We start from the raw sequence: 17,502 nt of genomic DNA on the forward strand, positions 1-17,502 counted from the left end.
AACGTCGGGTATCGGCCGGGTGACCGGGCAGGAGGGCAGGGTGATGAATAGCAGCACACTGTGGCTGATCGGCCGGCGCGCAGGCGCCGCGATCGTGACGCTGTTGATCGTCTCGATGGTGGTGTTCGCCATCACCGCGGTGTTGCCGGGAGACGCGGCACAACAGGCCCTCGGACAGTTCGCCACGCCGGAGCAGGTCGCGGCGCTGCGGGTGAAGATGGGCCTCGATCAGCCGGGCGTGCTGCGCTACCTGCACTGGTTGACGAGCCTGCTCAGTGGCGACCTCGGCGTGTCGGTCTCCAATGCCGTGCCGGTCACCGAGCTGATGGCCGGCAGGGTGCCCAACACGCTGATGCTGGCGGCCACCACGGCGCTGGTCTCGGTGCCCGTGGCATTGATCCTGGGCATTGGCTCGGCGATGTGGCGTGGTGGCCGCGTCGACGGTTTCATGAGCTTCTTTACCCTGATGATGGTGGCGGTGCCGGAGTTCCTGGTCGCGACCCTGGCGGTGCTGATCTTCGCGGTGAACCTGGGTTGGCTTTCGGCGCTGTCCTACGCCAGTGAAATCACCTCGCCGTGGCAGTTCATGCGCACCTACGCCTTGCCGGTGATGACGCTGTGCTGCGTGATCGTTGCGCAGATGGCGCGCATGACCCGGGCCGCGGTGATCGATCAGCTGGACAGCCCCTACGTGGAAATGGCCCGCCTCAAGGGCGTGAGTGCGGTGCGGGTGGTGTTGCGGCATGCCTTGCCCAACGCGATTGGACCGATCGCCAACGCCATCGCCTTGAGCCTCTCCTACCTGCTGGGCGGGGTGGTGATCGTCGAGACGATTTTCAACTACCCCGGCATCGCCAGCCTGATGGTCGATGCGGTGACCAACCGTGACATGGCGCTGGTCCAGGCCTGCACCATGCTGTTCTGCACGGCGTACCTGATGTTGGTGCTGATTGCCGATCTGTGCGCGATCCTTTCCAATCCGAGGCTGAGAAACCAATGAACAATCCCATTGTGAAATCCCCGACGGCGGCGGTCGCACTGGCATTGGGCAAGGACGCTCACGGTTCGTCCTGGCTGGGGCTGATCGGCGCCGTGATGTGCGCGGCCTGGCTGCTGGTGGCGATCTTTGGCCCCTGGCTGGCACCGCACCCGGTGGGCGAGGTGGTCTCCGACAACATCTTCGACAGTTTCAGCGCGGCCTACCCGCTGGGCACCGATTACCTGGGTCGCGACATGCTCAGCCGCATTCTCGTAGGGGCGCGCCTCACGGTGGGGCTGGCGCTGGTGGCGGCGGTCCTGGCCAGCGGGCTGGGCACCAGTTGCGCGCTGCTGTCAGTGGTCTCGCCCAAGTGGCTGGATGAGTTGATCAGTCGGCTGATGGACGCCTTCATTTCGATCCCGAGCAAGATGCTGGCGCTGATCATGGTCTCGGCCTTCGGTTCGTCGGTAACGCTGCTGGTGTGCACGGCGGTGCTGAGCTACACGCCGGGCGCGTTCCGCATCGCCCGCAGCATGGCGGTGAATATCGAGGCGCTGGAGTACGTGCAAGTGGCGCGCACCCGGGGCGAGCGGCGGCTGTACGTCGCCTGTGTGGAAATTCTGCCGAACATGCTCAACCCGGTGCTGGCTGACCTGGGGTTGCGTTTTGGCTTCATCGTCCTGCTGCTCAGCGGCATGAGCTTCCTCGGCCTCGGCGTGCAACCGCCGGACGCCGACCTGGGATCGCTGGTGCGCGAGAACATCGGTGGCCTCAACCAGGGCGCACCGGCCATTGTGATCCCGGCGTTGGCCATCGGCACCCTGACCATTGGCGTCAATCTGTTTATCGATCGCCTGTCGTCACGGCGCAATCGACGTTCGGGAGGCCATTGATATGAGTGAATTGATCCGAGTTGACAACCTGCGGGTGGTCGCCAGTGGCGAGCGTGGTGACGTGGAGATCGTCAAGGGCGTGAGCTTCGCCCTGGAAAAAGGCGAGGTGCTGGCCCTGATCGGCGAGTCCGGCTCCGGCAAGACCACCATCGCCCTGGCGCTGCTCGGCTACGCCCGGCGCGGTTGTCGCCTGGCGGGTGGGGTGGTGCAGATCGGCGAGCACAACATGCTCGCATTGAGCGAGAGCGAGTTGCAGGGCTTGCGTGGCAACCGAGTCTCGTACATCGCCCAAAGCGCCGCGGCGGCGTTCAACCCGGCCAAAAGGCTGATCGACCAAGTGGTGGAAGGGGCGCTGATCCATGGCCTGGGCAGTCGGGCCACGCTGGAAACCAAGGCCATGGAGTTGTTTCGCGACCTGGCGTTGCCGAACCCCGAGCGCATCGGCCGTCGCTATCCTCATCAAGTGTCCGGTGGGCAATTGCAGCGGGTCATGGCGGCCATGGCGCTGATCAGCGATCCGCTGCTGGTGGTGCTCGACGAGCCGACCACCGCCCTGGACGTGACCACCCAGATCGATGTATTGCGCGCCTTCAAGCGCGTGGTGCGCGAGCGCGGCGCCACGGCGGTCTACGTGTCCCACGACCTGGCCGTCGTGGCCCAGATGGCCGACCAGATCGTGGTGCTCAACGGCGGGCAGATCTTCGAGCAGAGCGCCACCGCGCCGTTGCTCAAGGGCCCGGCCCACGCCTACACCCGCAGCCTGTTGGCGGCGGCGCGACCGGACACGACCCTGCGCCCGCCGTGCGGCGTGGCGCAAGACACGCCGCTGCTGACCATCCAGGGCTTGACCGCCGGCTATGGCAACAAGGATGCGCGCGGCATGCCGACGATCCGTGTCCTGGAGGATATCGACCTGACGGTGCGCCGGGGCCAGGCCATCGGTGTGATCGGTGAGTCGGGTTCGGGCAAGTCGACCCTGGCGCGGGTGGTGGCGGGGTTGCTGACCCCGGCGGTCGGCCGGCTGACGTTCGACGGGCAACCCCTGGGGGGCAGCCTGTCCGAGCGCACCGATGAACAATTTCGACGGATCCAGATGGTGTTCCAGAACGCCGACACCGCGCTCAATCCGATGCACAGCATCAGTACCATCCTGGGCCGGCCGCTGAAGATGTATTTCGGCCTCAAGGGCGCGGCCCTGCGTGAGCGTATCGGTGAGCTGCTGGACCTGGTACGCCTGCCGCGGGACTTGGCCGAACGCCGCCCCGGCGAGCTTTCCGGCGGGCAGAAACAGCGCGTCAACCTGGCCCGGGCGCTGGCGGCCAAGCCGGACCTGATCCTGTGCGATGAAGTGACCTCGGCCCTCGACACCGTGGTCGGCGCGGCGATCCTCGAACTGCTGCGCGACCTGCGCCAGCAACTGGGGGTTTCCTACCTGTTCATCAGCCATGACATCTCCACGGTGCGGGCGCTGTGCGACGACATCGTGGTGATGTACAGCGGCTACAAGGTCCAGGCCGGTGCGCGGCAAGCCTTCGCCCAGGCGCCGTTCCATCCCTACACCGACCTGTTGATCCATTCGGTGCCAGAAATGCGCCAGGGCTGGCTGGAAAGCTGCGGCGCCACGACTTGCGGCTCGCTGCCCGTCCTGGGGCCGAGGGCCGATGTGCCGGGGTTGTGCACCTTTCTCGAACGTTGCCCGGTGCGGGTCGATGGCGTGTGCAATCGCACCGCGCCGCCGCGACGAATCATCGACGGCGGCAGCGAAGTGCTCTGTCATCACGACAGCGGCGAGCTGCTCAAGACCCAACAGGATTCAAACAGCATGATCGTGGGAGCCTACGCATGAACGCGCGTTTTGTGAGGTTGGCCGAACAGGGCCGGCCCGTTGTCCGATTGAAGGTCGATGGCGAACCCATCGAGGCGTTGCAGGGCGACACGCTGATGGTCGCGCTGTTGACCCATGGCCCGGCGCTGCGCCAGTCGGAGTTCGACCCCGGCAGTCGCGCCGGCTTCTGCCTGATGGGCGCCTGCCAGGATTGCTGGGTCTGGACCCGCGGCGGCGAGCGCCTGCGCGCTTGTTCCAATGAAGTGCGCGAAGGACTGGACATCATCACCCGGCAACCGGAGGCGATATGGCCACTGCGCGGATGAACACTCATCGAATTGCCATCGTCGGCGCGGGCCCGGCCGGCGTGCGATGCGCCGAGACCCTGGTGGCGGCGGGCTTCAGGCCGATCCTGATCGATGAAAATCGTCGCGACGGCGGGCAGATCTACCGCCGCCAGCCCGAAGGCTTCACTCGCAGCTACGCGACGCTGTACGGCACCGAGGCGGACAAGGCCAGGGCCTTGCACGACAGCTTCGACCGCCTGCGCCCGCAGATTGACTATCGCCCGGACACCCTGGTCTGGAACCTGACGCCGGGCCAGCTGTGTTGCGTCAGCCAGGGCGTGCATTCGACGGTGGAATACGACGCCCTGATTCTTTGCACCGGTGCCACCGACCGCTTGATGCCGGTCGAAGGCTGGCAACTGGGCGGCACCTACAGCCTCGGCGGGGCGCAGATCGCGCTCAAGGCCCAGGCCGTTTCCATCGGCCATCGCGTGGTGTTCATGGGCAGCGGGCCGTTGCTGTACCTGGTCGCCAGCCAGTATTTGAAAGCCGGGGCCTCGGTGGCCGCGGTGCTGGACACCTCGCCCCTGGGCCATCGGCTCAAGGCCTTGCCCAAGCTCATGGCACGCCCGGGATTACTGTTCACCGGGCTGAAACTGCTGGCGCAACTGTATCGGGCGAAGATCCCGGTGCACCTGGGCATTTCTCCCCTCGGCGTGCTCGGCGAGGCCAGCCGTGGCGTCAGCGGCGTGCGGGTGCGCCGCGCGAATGGCGAGACGTTGACCGTGGCATGCGACGCGCTGGCGCTGGGTTACCACCTGCGGCCGGAGACCCAACTGGCCGACCTGGCGGGCTGCCGCCTGCGCTTTGACGAGGCGAGCAGTCAATGGTGGCTGGACACGGACGCCGAGGGCCGGACCTCGGTCAGTGGCGTCTACGCGGCCGGCGATGGGGCGAAGGTCCGCGGTGCCGATGCCGCCGAACATGCCGGTCGCCTGGTCGCCATGGCGCTGCTCCGTGACCTGCAACAGCCGGTGGCGGCGATACTCCTGGCCGATCAGCAGCGTGCGCTCAAGGTCATGGATACGTTTCGCCTGGGCCTGGCCGAGGCATTCCCCTGGCCTGCCGAACAAGCCGGGGCCTTGCCGGACGAGGCCATCGTCTGTCGCTGCGAAATGATCAGCGCCGGCGAGTTGCGCCGCACCGTCAGCGAGAAGGGCGCCTGCGAAGTGAACCGGGCCAAGGCGTTCAGCCGGGTCGGCATGGGCCGCTGCCAGGGCCGTTACTGTTCCCAGGCCGGGGCCGAAGTGATCGCCGCCGCCGCTGGCATCCCGGTGCAGGAAGTGGGGCGCCAACGTGGCCAGGCACCGGTGAAACCGCTTTCGATGCTGACCCGGGAGGTAACCCCATGACGGTGCAACGAGCCGATGTGGTGATTGTCGGCGGCGGCCTGATGGGCTCGGCCACGGCGTTTTTCCTGCGGCAGCGGGGGCAGTCGGTGATCCTGCTGGAGCGTGACCAGGTCGGCCAGTACGCCAGCGGTGTGAACTTCGGCAATGTGCGACGCCAGGGGCGTTTTCTCGGGCAGTTGGAACTGGCGAACCGTTCGTGGGCCTTGTGGAAGCGCCTGCCGGAGTTGATCGACGATGACCTGGAATTCATCGCCAGCGGTCACATGCGCGTGTGTTATCGCGAGGATGAAATTGCCGAGCTCCAAGCCTACGCGGCGGCGCCTGAAGCGGCGCAGCTGGATTTGCAGATCTACCGGGGCGCCGAACTGCACGAGCGCTTCCCGTTCCTGGGCAAGGACGTCAAGGGCGGCTCCTATGCGCCCCACGACGGGCATGCCAACCCACGCTTGGCGGCACCTGCGTTTGCGCGGGCGGCCCGGCGGCTCGGGGCGCGGATCGAAGAGCGCACCGAAGTGGCCGACGTGCACAAGAGTGGCGAGGGATTTGGCGTGACCACCACCGATGGCCGCCAGTTCAGCGCCGCGCAGTTGCTGATCACCGCCGGTGCCTGGGGCGAGAAGCTCTCGGCGCAATTCGGCGAACCGGTTCCCCTGGAAACCAACGGCCCGCAGATGGCCGTCACCGAACCGGTGCCGTATGCCTTGCCAACGGTGATCGGCGTGTACACCAAGATCCCCGAGGAGGTGATCTACTTCCGCCAGATCCCGCGGGGCAACATCATCATTGGCGGGGGGTATCGCAGCAAGCCGGACATGCTCAACCGCCGGGCCTACGTCGAGCCGCGCAGCATCCTCAACCAGCTGGAGCAGATGCGGCGCCTGGTGCCGGGCATCGACAACCTCAACATCATCCGGGTGTGGAGCGGGATCGAAGGGTACCTGTCGGACGCTTTGCCGGTGATGGGTCGCAGCGGCACTGTCGACGGTCTGTTCTATGCTTTCGGCTTCAGCGGCCACGGCTTCCAGCTCGGCCCGGGCGTCGGCGACGTCATGGCCGAACTGATCAGCACCGGCAGCACCAGCACCTCCATCGAACCGTTTTCCATTCGCCGGTTCGCCTCATCCGCCGAGCAACGGAGCAAGGCTTCATGAAACCTCGGGTACTGGCCATCCTCGAACGCCTGCTGGCCTTTGAAACGGTCTCTTCGCAGTCGAACCTCGCCTTGATCGAATACGTGCGCGACCTGTTGCTGAGCAAGGGCATCGAGTCGTTGATCGTCGAGGATGAAAGCGGCAAGAAAGCCAACCTGTTCGCCAGCACCGGGCCACGGGAGTTGCCGGGGATCCTGCTGTCCGGGCACACCGACGTGGTGCCGGCGGCCGGGCAGGCCTGGACGGTCCCGGCGTTCCAGGCGACGCTGCGGGACGGCCGGATCTACGGCCGTGGCAGCTGCGACATGAAGGGCTTCATCGCCCTGGCCATCGACGCCATGCTCGATGCGGCCGAGCATCCGTTGAGCCGGCCGTTGCAGCTGGCGTTGTCCCACGACGAGGAAATCGGTTGCGTGGGGGTGCGACGCTTGCTCGATGTGCTGCACCTGGCGCCGGTGCGACCGTTCCTGTGTGTGATCGGCGAGCCGACCAACATGCAGTTCGTGCTCGGCCATAAGGGCAAGGGTTCCTACCGCACCTACTGCCGTGGCCTGGAGGCGCATTCGTCGCTGGCGCCGCGCTCGGTGAATGCGATCCACCTGGCCTGCGACTTCATCGCCGCCTTGCGCCAAAGCCAGCAGCGGTTGCAGGCGCACGGAGCGCAGGATGCGGATTACGACGTGCCCTACAGCACCGTGCATGTGGGACAGATTGTCGGCGGCAAGGCGCTGAACATCGTGCCGAACCTGTGCACCCTGGATTTCGAAGTGCGCAACCTGCCGGCCGATGACCTCGACGGGTTCCTGGAGCAGTTGCGCGAACACGCCGAATTGATCGTCAGGGAGGCCAGGCAGTTGTCCAGCGTGGCGGCCATCGAGATCGAAACCGTGAACGTCTACCCGGGCCTGGACACTCACCCGAGCGTCGAGGCGGTGCGTTTCCTCAAGGCCTTCGCCGCCCCGGACACCGGCACCGCCAAGGTCTCCTTCGGCACCGAGGGCGGCCTGTTCAAGCAACGTCTGGACGTGCCGGTGGTGGTCTGCGGCCCGGGCTCGATCGAACAGGCGCACAAGCCCGATGAGTTCATCGAGATCAGCCAGATGGAAGCGGGCGAGCGATTCCTGGATGGGCTGCTGGGATCGCTCAAGCGCTAGACTCCTGTGGGAGCTTGCTCGCGAAAATGGTGTGTCTGCCGCTGCCTAGGTAGCTGACCTGACGCCTTCGCGAGCAAGCCCGTTCCCACGGGGTTTCTGCTTGCCGCAATTATCGCAGCCACCCCAAAGACAACTGTGTGAGCTTGCCCCCACTCGGGATTCTCCAACAAGGGGAATCATCAGGATCAGGTTGATTCCGGCGGTCGGTAGAGCCTGCCGTCCCGTCGCGATTTTCAGCATCCAACACTGCGTCAAAATACCCTTTCAGCATCCTGCCCCGTGGCATCTCCCTAGACTGGAATGACCTCGGAACAGGACACGACCATGCTCAAGAATCGCCTGAAAGACCCCAACCTGCTGGTAGAACTCGCCTACATCGATGGCCAATGGGCCGCCGCTGATGACGCGGCCACCCTCGACGTGCTGGACCCGTCCAGCGGCCAGTGCCTCGCGCGGGTGCCGGCAATGGGGGGCGGCGAAACCCATCGCGCCATCGAGGCCGCCGAGCGTGCCTGGCCAGCCTGGCGTGCGCGTCCGGCCGCCGAGCGTGCGGCGCTGCTGGAGCGCTGGTATCAGGCCATGATCGACAACCTCGACGACCTGGCGCTGATCATGACCTGTGAACAGGGCAAGCCGCTGAACGAAGCCAAAGGTGAAATTCGCTACGGCGCCAGTTTCGTCAAATGGTTTGCCGAGGAAGCCCGCCGGGTGTACGGCGAGACCATCCCGACGCCCAGCGGCGACCGGCGCCTGCTCACGCTCAAGCAGCCGGTGGGCGTCTGCGCGGCCATCACACCGTGGAACTTCCCCAACGCGATGATCACCCGCAAATGTGCGCCGGCCCTGGCGGCGGGCTGCCCGGTGATCGTCAAGCCGTCGGACCTGACCCCGTTGTCGGCGCTGGCGCTGGCGCTGCTGGCCGAGCGGGTGGGGATTCCGGCCGGGGTGTTCAACGTCGTCACCGGCCTGCCGACGGCCATCGGCGAAGCGCTGACCAGCAACCCGGTCGTGCGCAAGATTTCCTTCACCGGCTCAACCGCCGTCGGCCGTTTGCTGATGCGCCAGAGCGCCGAGCACATCAAGCGCCTGAGCCTGGAACTGGGCGGCAATGCCCCGTTCATCGTGTTCGACGACGCCGATCTGGAGCAAGCCGTGGCCGGCATCATGCTCAGCAAGTTTCGTAATGCCGGCCAGACCTGCGTGTGCGCCAACCGCATCCTGGTGCAGGATGGCATCTACGAGCGTTTCGCCGCGCGCCTGGTGGAAGAGGTGGGCAAGCTCAAGGTCGGCAGTGGCCTGGAGGCCGATGTGACGATCGGCCCGCTGATCAATCCGGCCGCGGTCGACAAGGTGGCCCGACATATCGACGATGCCTTGAACCAGGGCGCTCGGCTGCTGTGTGGGGGCGTGCCTGACGGCGACAGCCAGTTCGTCCAGCCGACGGTGCTGGGGGAGGCCCACGCTGGCATGTTGCTGGCCAGCGAAGAAACCTTCGGCCCGGTGGCGCCGCTGATGCGCTTTAGCACCGAGCAAGAAGCCCTGGCCCTGGCCAATGCCACGCCGTATGGCCTGGGGGCGTACTACTTCACCCAGGACCTGCGCCGCTCATGGCGGGTCGGGGAAGCGCTGGAGTTCGGCATGGTCGGCCTCAATACCGGGATCATTTCCATGGAGGTCGCGCCGTTCGGCGGGGTCAAGCAATCCGGCCTGGGACGCGAAGGCAGCAAGTACGGCCTGGATGAATACCTGGAAGTCAAAGCCTTCCACATCGGTGGGCTGTGAGCCGGTCACCGTTCGAACCAACACCGTGGAGCCACGATAGATGAATAGACCCTTTCGAATCGCCGCCATTGCCGGCGATGGCATTGGCAAGGAAGTCCTGCCGCAAGGATTGCGGGTACTGGAGCAGGCCGCAAAAACATGGCAGTTGGCGCTGAGCATCGAAGTGCTCGACTGGGCCCACTGCGACTACTACCTGGAGCACGGGCAGATGATGCCCGCCGACTGGTTCGAGCGTCTCAAGGGCTTCGACGCGATCTACTTCGGCGCCGTGGGCTGGCCGGACAAGGTCCCGGACCATGTGTCGCTGTGGGGCTCGCTGCTCAAGTTCCGCCGCGACTTCGACCAGTACGTGAACATCCGCCCGGTGCGCCTGTTCCCCGGCGTGCCGTGCCCCCTGGCCGGACGCGAAGCGGGGGACATCGACTTCGTGGTGATCCGCGAGAACACCGAGGGCGAATATTCTTCCGTCGGCGGCAAGATGTTCGAAGGCACCGAGCACGAGTTCGTACTCCAGGAGTCGGTGTTCACCCGGCGCGGTGTCGATCGCATCCTCAAGTTCGCCTTCGACCTGGCCCAGGCCCGGCCGCGCAAGCGCCTGACGGCGGCGACCAAGTCCAACGGCATCTCCATCAGCATGCCCTACTGGGATGAGCGCACGGCGCTGATGGCCGAGCAGTACCCGCAGGTGCAATGGGACAAGCAACACATCGATATCCTGTGCGCGCGTTTCGTCCTGCAACCGGATCGGTTCGACGTGGTGGTGGCGTCCAACCTGTTCGGCGACATCCTCTCCGACCTGGGGCCGGCCTGTGCCGGCACCATTGGTATCGCGCCTTCGGCCAACCTCGATCCGCAGCGGCGCTTTCCGTCACTGTTCGAGCCGGTGCATGGTTCGGCGCCGGACATCTATGGGCAGAACATCGCCAACCCGATCGCGATGATCTGGTCCGGGGCATTGATGCTCGACTTCCTCGGCAACGGCGATGAACGTTACCGCGCCGCCCACGACGGCATTCTCAAGGCCATCGAGCAGGTGATCGCCGAAGGCCCGATCACCCCCGACCTGGGCGGCCAGGGCTCGACCCAGGACGTCGGCAGGGCGATTGCCGAGGCGCTCCGGGCCGATTGAACGCCATCCACTCGCAGCACCTTTGCCCGCGCACACTGCGGGCTTTTTTTATGGGACTGCGCAGGTAAACCCTGCGGGTGGTGTCCTACCTGACGACATAAACCTTGCGCACATAGACCAGGCTCTTCCAGGCACACGGCGCATTCAGCGGCACGAACACTGTATCGCCCGTGCCGACCAGCAGTTCGCGGCCATCGGCGGCCTGGAGGGTGACGCTGCCTTCGAGCAGGTGCATGAGTTCATGCAGCTTGTGCGGTCGTGAGCCGCGGGTGTAGGGCGTCGAATCCCAGAGGCCGACGCGCAGGTCAGTGGCCTCCTCGACGAATAGATTGTGCGAGCGACATTGCGGCGCGGCACTGAGCAGGATCTGCGCATCGGGCGCCGCCGAAGGCGAGAGCAGGGTGTGGGCGGGCAGCGCCGTGAGCCCGGGCATCCGCGCGTCGATCGCCTGCGCATCGGCACAGAAGGCCCAGAGCGACTGAGGGTGTGCCTCGACCTCCAGTGACGTCCCGCGGCCGATCACCGCGCTGTCCCCTGGCTTGAGCAGCAGCGTGTGCGCCGGGCTACGCAGGGTGACGTCGCCGGCGTGCACCACGATCGTTTCACTGAACGGGTAATCCTCGACGGTCAATCGTCCGCTCGCCCGGACCACCCCGGCCGCCATGCCATCCGCGCCATGGTAGGCAATGAGCCTGTCGAACGGATCGTTGGGCCCCAGGGTGCCTTCGGTGAACGGGGTCGAGGGGAGGCGGCCGTCGGCGTGGGCCAGCAGCATGGCGGTGGGTTCGAGCATGGCGATGATTCTCTTGGAATGTTGTTCGGAACGGGAAATGCTCAGCCGACGGCCTGGGTCGCCAGCGCGAACTGCTGTACGCCGCCGCTGGGCTGTGGCGGCGTGCCCCGGGCCATCTGGGCGACGCTGTCGACCTGCTTGAGCCCGGCGTCTTCCAGCCAGGGTGCCAGGCCCGTGTGGACGGGAATGTCGATGCGCACGAAGGCGTCCGGCACCCGGGCCAGCAATTGAGTGATCAAGTGCCGGGCCTGCTCGGCGGTTTGCGCCACCACCGGGCCAATGCAGCGGCCACGGCCAAAGGGGCGCAACAGGGCGAAGGCGCACAACTGGCCGTCGCGTTCGATGCCCACCGAATGCTCGACGACCTCGAACAGGTCCGTCAGCACGGCTTCCCGGTCCAGCCCGCTGCCGGCGTTGGCCAGTTGGATCAGGCGGGCGTTGTCGGCGCTGGTCAACGCCCGGCAATGCTCACCGGCGGCCAATGCTTGCAGGGCCGGCACCCGCGCCTGCCCCTGATGCTGCTGGACATGCCCAAAGTCGACGAAACCCTGGCTGGCATACAACGGCGCGCCGGCCAGCGTGGCATTGAGGATGGCCGTCCGCGTGCCGCAGGCCTCGATGGCCAGTTCCATCAACTTGCGTCCGATTCCCTGGCCCTGGTACTCGTCGCTGACAATCACCAGGCCGATGGTGGCATGGCCGCCCTGAGGGCAGGTGAAGGCCGAACCGATCACGCGGCCTTGGTCTTCCACGACGAACCCGTGGGCGACACGCTGCAACATGGCCCAGTCTTCCAGCCGATGGGGCCATTTCAACTGCACCGACAAAGCGTGCGCCGAAGGGACATCGGCGGCCGTCATGGAACGGTAGGAATAGGTGGGGCGTTGCGCATTTGACATGGCGAGTCACCGCTGGAAAAGGTGCTTGATGGGGGCGGATTCAACCGCTGCTGGTGCTTGTATCTCACCTGCAACGGGCCCTGACAAGCGCCAGCAATTGATTCGGCAGGTTAGGTAAGCCTCGGCTTTTGCCGCCACATTTCTTGCTCAAATGGGCGGCTTGGCCAGCAGTAAATACCGGGCCGTTTTTCAGTGGCCCGGCGCAAGGCTCGCCGTGTATCGCCTGTCACGCGACGGGCCTTTGGGCGGGCGATCAGCCTTTTTTCAAGGTCGACAACAGGTCGGTCAGCCCGGGCATGGTCGGGCCGGACTCGTTGGAGATGAGCCCGGTTTCCGAGCGACTGAACAGCGACTGCAGGATGATCTTTCGCGACTCTTCGTCCACTTGCGTGTCGTTGCTCAAGGACAGGTACAGGTGCGTGAGCTGTTCTCGTTCCTCGGCGTCTCGTTGCAGGTGAAACGCGCTGAAGATCAGCTTGGAGAGCGTCCTGACGGTAAAGGCCAGCGTTGACAGGAGCGAGACGAAAATCAGCGCGCCCTCAATCTGACTGAGCCCCACCGGAGTCCGCGCGCCACTCAACCAGATGTTGAAAGACGTCCACAGCCAGATGACAGAGACGAACAGGATGACGCCGAGCACGCCGGTCCAGATGTAGCCGCGGGTCTGGTGCTCGCTGGCTTTCTTCGCCCAGTAGGTGGCCGGTCCCTCCAGACGCAGCTTTTCCCGGTAGGTGGCTTCCAACGTGTTGAGGCGCTGGGTCCAGGCCTCTTCTTCGGTCTTGTGCCAGTCGGAAAACGTACTCAGCTCTTTTTCAGCTTTGCGGGTGAGCCTGGCTTTGGCTTTGAAGAACTTGGAATGGACGTCGCGCAGGGCCAAGGTTTGCGCAGCGGCGCGACCGGTGAAAGCGCTTTCCAGGGGCAGCTTGAATTCATAAGCCGCCAGGTAGCCCGTCAGGTGATCGAATGAATCCAGGTGCTCGCTTTTTCCAAGGAAGATCCCGTCATAGAAGCCTTCCGCCACCGCCGGTTGTTGTGCGTGCAGCTCCAGCCATTTGCGCGTTGCGGGGGACTTGCTGTAGAGCCAGACATCCGAGAGGCGCTCTTCGGGCTGGTCATCGTAGATAAAGTCGTTCTCATCGACCTCGATCTGGTATCGGAGGACGGCCAGGCTGCTGGCCAGGTTTTCGAAGGCTTGGTGCTTCGCAGACATATTTTTGACCTGGAGCGCTTCATGTTGCGCTTTCCAGAAGCTCAGTTCGTTTTTCATGAACTCGCTTTTGGCGGCGATACTCTCGAACACATAGTGTTCGCCGTTCAAGGTGATCAGCGTCCTTGCAGCTTCATTCATGCAGGCGGTCCATCAGAAGTTGAAGGCTAAATGCTATCACTTCGGCGGAGGCCAGAGGTAGTTGTCGGCCTGGTCTTGCGCCCGTTGCGGTCAGTAACTGCGCGCTCGGTCCACGCATCCCAGCATCGGTTCGCCCTGTTGATGCCGACGAATGTTTTCCAGCAACCCCGCAAAGGCGCTGTCGGGTTGCGTCATGGCAGCGATGTGGGGCGTCAGCAGGATCTGCGGATGAGTCCAGAACGGATGGTCCGGCGGGGCCGGCTCCTGTTCCAGGACGTCGAGCACGGCAGCGCTCAATTGGCCGCTCGCCAGGGCTTGGAGCAGGTCCGCTTCGACCAGGTGCCCACCGCGGCCCATGTTGACCAGCGAGGCCCCCTTTGGCAGGTGCTGGAACAACGAGCGGTCGAGGATCCCACGGGTCTGCTCGGTCAGCGGCAGCACGCACACGACGATGTCGCACTGGCCGAGAAAGGCCGGCAGTTGGTCGGCGCTGGAAAAGCAGGTCACTCCGTCAATGCGATGTTCGCTACGCGCCCAACCCGACAAGGCGAAGCCGAAGGCCTGCAAGGTGGCGAGTATCTGTCGCGCCTGCAAGCCCAGGCCCATGACCCCGACCCGGCGTTGTTGCGCGGGCACCAGCCGGTGCGCCTGCCAGTTCCCCTGGGCCTGTTGCTGGCGGTAGCGCAGCATGTCGCGGTGCAGGCCGAGCACGGCGAAGCTGGCGTATTCGCACATGCCCTGGGTGATGCCCGGGTCGAGCAGGCGCACCACCGGCAGCGTGGCCGGCAGGCGGTCGAGGTCGAGCTGATCGACCCCCGCCGACAGGGCGAACAGCACTTGCAGGTTCGGCAGCAGTGTCTGGATGTCGTCCGGTGCCTGCCAGGCCGCGAGGTAGCGGATTTCCCGAGGGTCGCCGATGTCTGGCCAGGCACGCCATTGGATGTCCGGCGCGTGTTCGGCGAACAGCCGTTGCCAGTGTTCACCGCGTACCGGGTCAGCTTTGTAGAGCAGGGCCATGGATCGCTTCTCGCCTGAAATCAAGGAGCCTCAAGCATGCCTCAACGGCGGAGCAGGATCTGTCGAAAGGAGCGGCGATAAAACCCGGCGCTGCGTTGCAGGGCCCTCGGGGCGGCAGATTCGATGGGCCTGGGGCGCCTTGGAGGATTCTGCTGTTTGCCGACGTGTAAACAGTCGATCCGAATTTCTCAGTGACCAAGTTCGGCTTAGACAATCGTGTCGAACGCTTAACCTGTGATCACACCGCAGCCGCTTCCCGGGTGCGAGGCTCACGATGGGAAATGCCAATGAACAGTAAAGTCGAAGAAACCCCAAGTCTGCTCCGTCAACGTGATCAATTCGTGCCTCGTGGCCTGGTCACCGCTCACCCCTTGGTGATCGACCGGGCCCAGGGTGCGCAACTGTGGGACGTGGACGGCAAGCGTTACCTGGACTTCGTCGGCGGTATCGGTGTGTTGAACATCGGCCACAACCACCCCAAGGTCGTCGCGGCGGTGCAGGCCCAGTTGCAGAAGGTGTCCCACGCCTGCTTCCAGGTCGTGGCCTACACGCCTTACCTCGACCTGGCCCAGCGGCTGTGCCGGATGATCGGCGGCGAGCAGGCCTATAAGGCGGCGTTCTTCACCTCCGGCGCCGAAGCGGTGGAAAACGCCGTGAAGATCGCCCGGGCCCACACCCAACGCTCGGCGGTGATCGCCTTTCGCGGCGGGTTCCACGGCCGGACCTTGCTCGGCACCACGTTGACCGGCATGAGCCAGCCGTACAAACAGAATTTCGGACCGTTCGCCCCGGAGGTCTTCCACACGCCTTATCCGAATGCCTATCGCGGCGTTACCAGCGAGATGGCGCTCCAGGCCCTGGACGAATTGCTGGCGACCCAAGTGGCGCCCGAGCGCGTCGCCGCCATCATCATCGAGCCGGTGCAGGGCGACGGCGGTTTCCTCGCGGCCCCCGCCGAGTTCCTCCAGGCGCTGCGAGCGCTGACCGAGAAGCACGGCATCGTGCTGATCCTCGACGAGATCCAGACCGGGTTCGGTCGCACCGGTAAATGGTTCGGCTACCAGCACGCCGGGATCCAGCCGGACCTGGTCACCGTCGCCAAGAGCCTGGCCGGTGGCTTGCCCTTGTCGGGCGTGGTCGGCAAGGCGCAGATCATGGACGCGCCGCTGCCGGGCGGGCTGGGTGGCACCTATGGCGGCAACGCGCTGTCGTGCGCGGCGGCGCTGGCGGTGATCGAGGCCTATGAGCAGGAGCACCTGCTGGCCCGTGGCGAAGCCCTGGGCGAGCGCCTGCGCCAGGGCTTGTTGCGCTTGCAGGCCCGCTACCCGCGTATCGGCGACGTGCGCGGCAGCGGTTTCATGCTGGCGATCGAGCTGATCAAGGACGACGAAGCCCGCACGCCGGATGCCGAGTTGAACCAGCGGCTGATCGACGAGGCCCGGCTGGGCGGGCTGCTGGTGATCAAGTGCGGGGTCTACCGCAACGTCTTGCGCTTCCTGGCGCCGCTGGTGACCGACGAAGCGCAGGTCGACGAAGCGCTGCAGATTCTCGAGGGCGCGTTGGCGCGGGTCATGAATTGAATTGCCACACTCGGCGCAATTCCTTGGAAGAACGGCATTAGGGACTCATCAGAGGTTTACCCATGAGGCTGACTGAATATCGAGCGTTGTTGATCGACTGCGACGAGGTTCTGGTGGACCGCGATTCCGGTGTCTGGACGGCGTTGCAGCCGCTGTTGGAGCAGCGTGGCGAGCCGCAGGACAAGGCCCGGGTGTTGGCCGAGTTCGACGAGGCGTTGCAAGCCCTGTACCCGCGTTTCGGCGACCTGGGTTTCAGTGGCCTGCTGTGCTTTGCCCACCGCCAATTGGCCGAACGCTGGAGGCTCAAGGTCAGTTGGGAGGAGGGCATGAGTTTCGCCCGCTCGGCCGCCAGTTGGTCGTTGTTCGAGGATGGGCCGGGTGCGATGCTCTACCTGCGCAAGTTCTATCGCCTGCTGGTGCAGGGAGACCGGGATGCCGAAGATCGCGGTGTGTTGTGCGAGCGGCTGGGCATCGAGCCGGAAGATTTCATTTCCCTGGCCAGCGATCCCTTGCAGGATCACGCCTGGTTGCAGGCCAATGCCCTCGACGCCGAGGCTGTCCTGCGGGTGACCCGCCCGGGCGCCCGTGCATTGGCCGTCGGGGCGGCCTGCCTGATCTGTCGCGACCCCGACAAAGCGTCCCGGCCGTGCAGCGCGGACTACTGCATCGACAGCATGGCTGACCTGGTGGCTCAGCATCAGCTGTCTTTACGACGCTGATTTTGTTAGAAGATTGTCTTACAAACGGCAGGCAAGAGGTATGCGATGGAAGGTTTAGCGAAACTGGACCGGATCGACATCAGCATTTTGGTAGAGCTTCAAAAAGACGGTCGCATGACCAACGTCAGCCTGGCCGATGCCGTTGGCCTGTCGGCCAGTCCCTGTCTGCAACGGGTCAAGCGGTTGGAATCGCTGGGGTATATTTCCAGCTACAAGGCCCATCTGAACCTGGCCAAGATCACCGATTCGGTGACGGTTTTCACCGAGGTCACCCTGAGCGACCACAAGCGCGAGGATTTCGCCAAGTTCGAATCCAATATCCGCCTGGTGGATGAAGTGCTCGAATGCCACCTGATCAGCGGCGGCTACGACTACCTGGTGCGCTTCATGACCCGCAGCATCCAGGATTACCAGGACGTGATGGAAAGTCTGTTGGACCGCAACATCGGCATCTCCAAGTACTTCAGCTACATCGTCATCAAGTCTCCGGTGCGCAAGGACGAGATTCCGCTGCGCAAGCTGCTGCGCCATTGA

At 64.9% G+C, this 17,502-nt stretch carries 16 protein-coding genes; 12 read left to right on the plus strand and 4 right to left on the minus strand.

Annotation, left to right across the window (positions count from 1 at the left end; all coding sequences use genetic code 11):
• The first annotated feature begins 43 nt into the window (after positions 1 to 43).
• From AD664_RS12285 to AD664_RS12325, 9 genes are all read left to right on the plus strand, one after another.
• Positions 44 to 1,000 carry an ABC transporter permease gene (locus AD664_RS12285; protein WP_042729087.1) on the plus strand — a complete coding sequence of 319 codons (957 nt, stop codon included), beginning with the start codon at positions 44 to 46 and terminating at the stop codon, positions 998 to 1,000.
• Complete coding sequence (locus AD664_RS12290; RefSeq protein ID WP_047735664.1) at positions 997 to 1,872, plus strand: ABC transporter permease; 876 nt, start codon at positions 997 to 999, stop codon at positions 1,870 to 1,872. Before AD664_RS12285 ends, AD664_RS12290 begins: the two co-directional genes overlap by 4 nt.
• Position 1,873: 1 nt before the next feature.
• The gene (locus tag AD664_RS12295) at positions 1,874 to 3,718 is read left to right on the plus strand and encodes an ABC transporter ATP-binding protein (protein ID WP_053146838.1); all 1,845 of its coding nucleotides are present in this window, start codon (positions 1,874 to 1,876) and stop codon (positions 3,716 to 3,718) included.
• On the plus strand, positions 3,715 to 4,023 hold the full coding sequence (locus AD664_RS12300; RefSeq protein WP_042729084.1) for a (2Fe-2S)-binding protein: 309 nt from the start codon (positions 3,715 to 3,717) through the stop codon (positions 4,021 to 4,023). Before AD664_RS12295 ends, AD664_RS12300 begins: the two co-directional genes overlap by 4 nt.
• On the plus strand, positions 4,005 to 5,396 hold the full coding sequence (locus tag AD664_RS12305) for an NAD(P)/FAD-dependent oxidoreductase (protein ID WP_053146839.1): 1,392 nt from the start codon (positions 4,005 to 4,007) through the stop codon (positions 5,394 to 5,396). Before AD664_RS12300 ends, AD664_RS12305 begins: the two co-directional genes overlap by 19 nt.
• Positions 5,393 to 6,547 (plus strand): FAD-binding oxidoreductase, encoded by a 1,155-nt coding sequence (locus tag AD664_RS12310; protein WP_053146841.1) that lies wholly within the window; start codon positions 5,393 to 5,395, stop codon positions 6,545 to 6,547. The genes AD664_RS12305 and AD664_RS12310 overlap by 4 nt, the downstream gene beginning before the upstream one ends.
• The gene (gene argE / locus AD664_RS12315; protein ID WP_053146843.1) at positions 6,544 to 7,701 is read left to right on the plus strand and encodes an acetylornithine deacetylase; all 1,158 of its coding nucleotides are present in this window, start codon (positions 6,544 to 6,546) and stop codon (positions 7,699 to 7,701) included. The genes AD664_RS12310 and argE overlap by 4 nt, the downstream gene beginning before the upstream one ends.
• 324 nt (positions 7,702 to 8,025) lie before the next feature.
• Positions 8,026 to 9,483, plus strand: a complete 1,458-nt coding sequence (locus AD664_RS12320) for an NAD-dependent succinate-semialdehyde dehydrogenase (RefSeq protein ID WP_053146845.1) — start codon at positions 8,026 to 8,028, stop codon at positions 9,481 to 9,483.
• A 40-nt stretch (positions 9,484 to 9,523) separates the two neighbouring features.
• A complete protein-coding gene (locus tag AD664_RS12325; RefSeq protein WP_053146847.1) occupies positions 9,524 to 10,612 on the plus strand; it encodes a tartrate dehydrogenase in 1,089 nt (362 codons plus the stop codon).
• A gap of 85 nt (positions 10,613 to 10,697) precedes the next feature.
• Here AD664_RS12325 and AD664_RS12330 read toward each other — a convergent pair whose 3' ends face one another.
• From AD664_RS12330 to AD664_RS12345, 4 genes are all read right to left on the minus strand, one after another.
• Complete coding sequence (locus AD664_RS12330; protein ID WP_053146850.1) at positions 10,698 to 11,405, minus strand: cupin domain-containing protein; 708 nt, start codon at positions 11,403 to 11,405, stop codon at positions 10,698 to 10,700.
• A 41-nt stretch (positions 11,406 to 11,446) separates the two neighbouring features.
• On the minus strand, positions 11,447 to 12,304 hold the full coding sequence (locus AD664_RS12335) for a GNAT family N-acetyltransferase (protein WP_053146852.1): 858 nt from the start codon (positions 12,302 to 12,304) through the stop codon (positions 11,447 to 11,449).
• Positions 12,305 to 12,557: 253 nt separating this feature from the next.
• Positions 12,558 to 13,652 (minus strand): DUF6161 domain-containing protein, encoded by a 1,095-nt coding sequence (locus AD664_RS12340; protein WP_053146854.1) that lies wholly within the window; start codon positions 13,650 to 13,652, stop codon positions 12,558 to 12,560.
• A 90-nt stretch (positions 13,653 to 13,742) separates the two neighbouring features.
• Positions 13,743 to 14,669 carry a glyoxylate/hydroxypyruvate reductase A gene (locus AD664_RS12345; protein WP_053146856.1) on the minus strand — a complete coding sequence of 309 codons (927 nt, stop codon included), beginning with the start codon at positions 14,667 to 14,669 and terminating at the stop codon, positions 13,743 to 13,745.
• A gap of 287 nt (positions 14,670 to 14,956) precedes the next feature.
• Between AD664_RS12345 and gabT the strand changes: the two genes are divergently transcribed.
• The 3 genes from gabT (at position 14,957) to AD664_RS12360 (ending at position 17,502) form a co-directional block, all read left to right on the plus strand.
• Entirely contained in the window at positions 14,957 to 16,249 is a 1,293-nt protein-coding gene (gene gabT, locus AD664_RS12350; protein WP_053146858.1) for a 4-aminobutyrate--2-oxoglutarate transaminase, read from the plus strand.
• Between the two features lie 62 nt (positions 16,250 to 16,311).
• Complete coding sequence (locus AD664_RS12355) at positions 16,312 to 16,968, plus strand: 2-haloalkanoic acid dehalogenase (RefSeq protein WP_053146859.1); 657 nt, start codon at positions 16,312 to 16,314, stop codon at positions 16,966 to 16,968.
• 45 nt (positions 16,969 to 17,013) lie between these two features.
• Positions 17,014 to 17,502, plus strand: a complete 489-nt coding sequence (locus AD664_RS12360) for an Lrp/AsnC family transcriptional regulator (protein WP_042730597.1) — start codon at positions 17,014 to 17,016, stop codon at positions 17,500 to 17,502.

The sequence above is a fragment of the Pseudomonas sp. P97.38 genome, from assembly GCF_001269745.1.
Taxonomy (GTDB): domain Bacteria; phylum Pseudomonadota; class Gammaproteobacteria; order Pseudomonadales; family Pseudomonadaceae; genus Aquipseudomonas; species Aquipseudomonas chlororaphis_E.

What these genes read in the sequence shown, in the direction of transcription:
- AD664_RS12285 (WP_042729087.1), top strand. Translation starts at nt 44, where the DNA reads ATGAATAGCAGCACACTGTGGCTGATCGGCCGGCGCGCAGGCGCCGCG.
- AD664_RS12290 (WP_047735664.1), top strand. Translation starts at nt 997, where the DNA reads ATGAACAATCCCATTGTGAAATCCCCGACGGCGGCGGTCGCACTGGCA.
- AD664_RS12295 (WP_053146838.1), top strand. Translation starts at nt 1,874, where the DNA reads ATGAGTGAATTGATCCGAGTTGACAACCTGCGGGTGGTCGCCAGTGGC.
- AD664_RS12300 (WP_042729084.1), top strand. Translation starts at nt 3,715, where the DNA reads ATGAACGCGCGTTTTGTGAGGTTGGCCGAACAGGGCCGGCCCGTTGTC.
- AD664_RS12305 (WP_053146839.1), top strand. Translation starts at nt 4,005, where the DNA reads ATGGCCACTGCGCGGATGAACACTCATCGAATTGCCATCGTCGGCGCG.
- AD664_RS12310 (WP_053146841.1), top strand. Translation starts at nt 5,393, where the DNA reads ATGACGGTGCAACGAGCCGATGTGGTGATTGTCGGCGGCGGCCTGATG.
- argE (WP_053146843.1), top strand. Translation starts at nt 6,544, where the DNA reads ATGAAACCTCGGGTACTGGCCATCCTCGAACGCCTGCTGGCCTTTGAA.
- AD664_RS12320 (WP_053146845.1), top strand. Translation starts at nt 8,026, where the DNA reads ATGCTCAAGAATCGCCTGAAAGACCCCAACCTGCTGGTAGAACTCGCC.
- AD664_RS12325 (WP_053146847.1), top strand. Translation starts at nt 9,524, where the DNA reads ATGAATAGACCCTTTCGAATCGCCGCCATTGCCGGCGATGGCATTGGC.
- AD664_RS12330 (WP_053146850.1), bottom strand. Translation starts at nt 11,405, where the DNA reads ATGCTCGAACCCACCGCCATGCTGCTGGCCCACGCCGACGGCCGCCTC.
- AD664_RS12335 (WP_053146852.1), bottom strand. Translation starts at nt 12,304, where the DNA reads ATGTCAAATGCGCAACGCCCCACCTATTCCTACCGTTCCATGACGGCC.
- AD664_RS12340 (WP_053146854.1), bottom strand. Translation starts at nt 13,652, where the DNA reads ATGAATGAAGCTGCAAGGACGCTGATCACCTTGAACGGCGAACACTAT.
- AD664_RS12345 (WP_053146856.1), bottom strand. Translation starts at nt 14,669, where the DNA reads ATGGCCCTGCTCTACAAAGCTGACCCGGTACGCGGTGAACACTGGCAA.
- gabT (WP_053146858.1), top strand. Translation starts at nt 14,957, where the DNA reads ATGAACAGTAAAGTCGAAGAAACCCCAAGTCTGCTCCGTCAACGTGAT.
- AD664_RS12355 (WP_053146859.1), top strand. Translation starts at nt 16,312, where the DNA reads ATGAGGCTGACTGAATATCGAGCGTTGTTGATCGACTGCGACGAGGTT.
- AD664_RS12360 (WP_042730597.1), top strand. Translation starts at nt 17,014, where the DNA reads ATGGAAGGTTTAGCGAAACTGGACCGGATCGACATCAGCATTTTGGTA.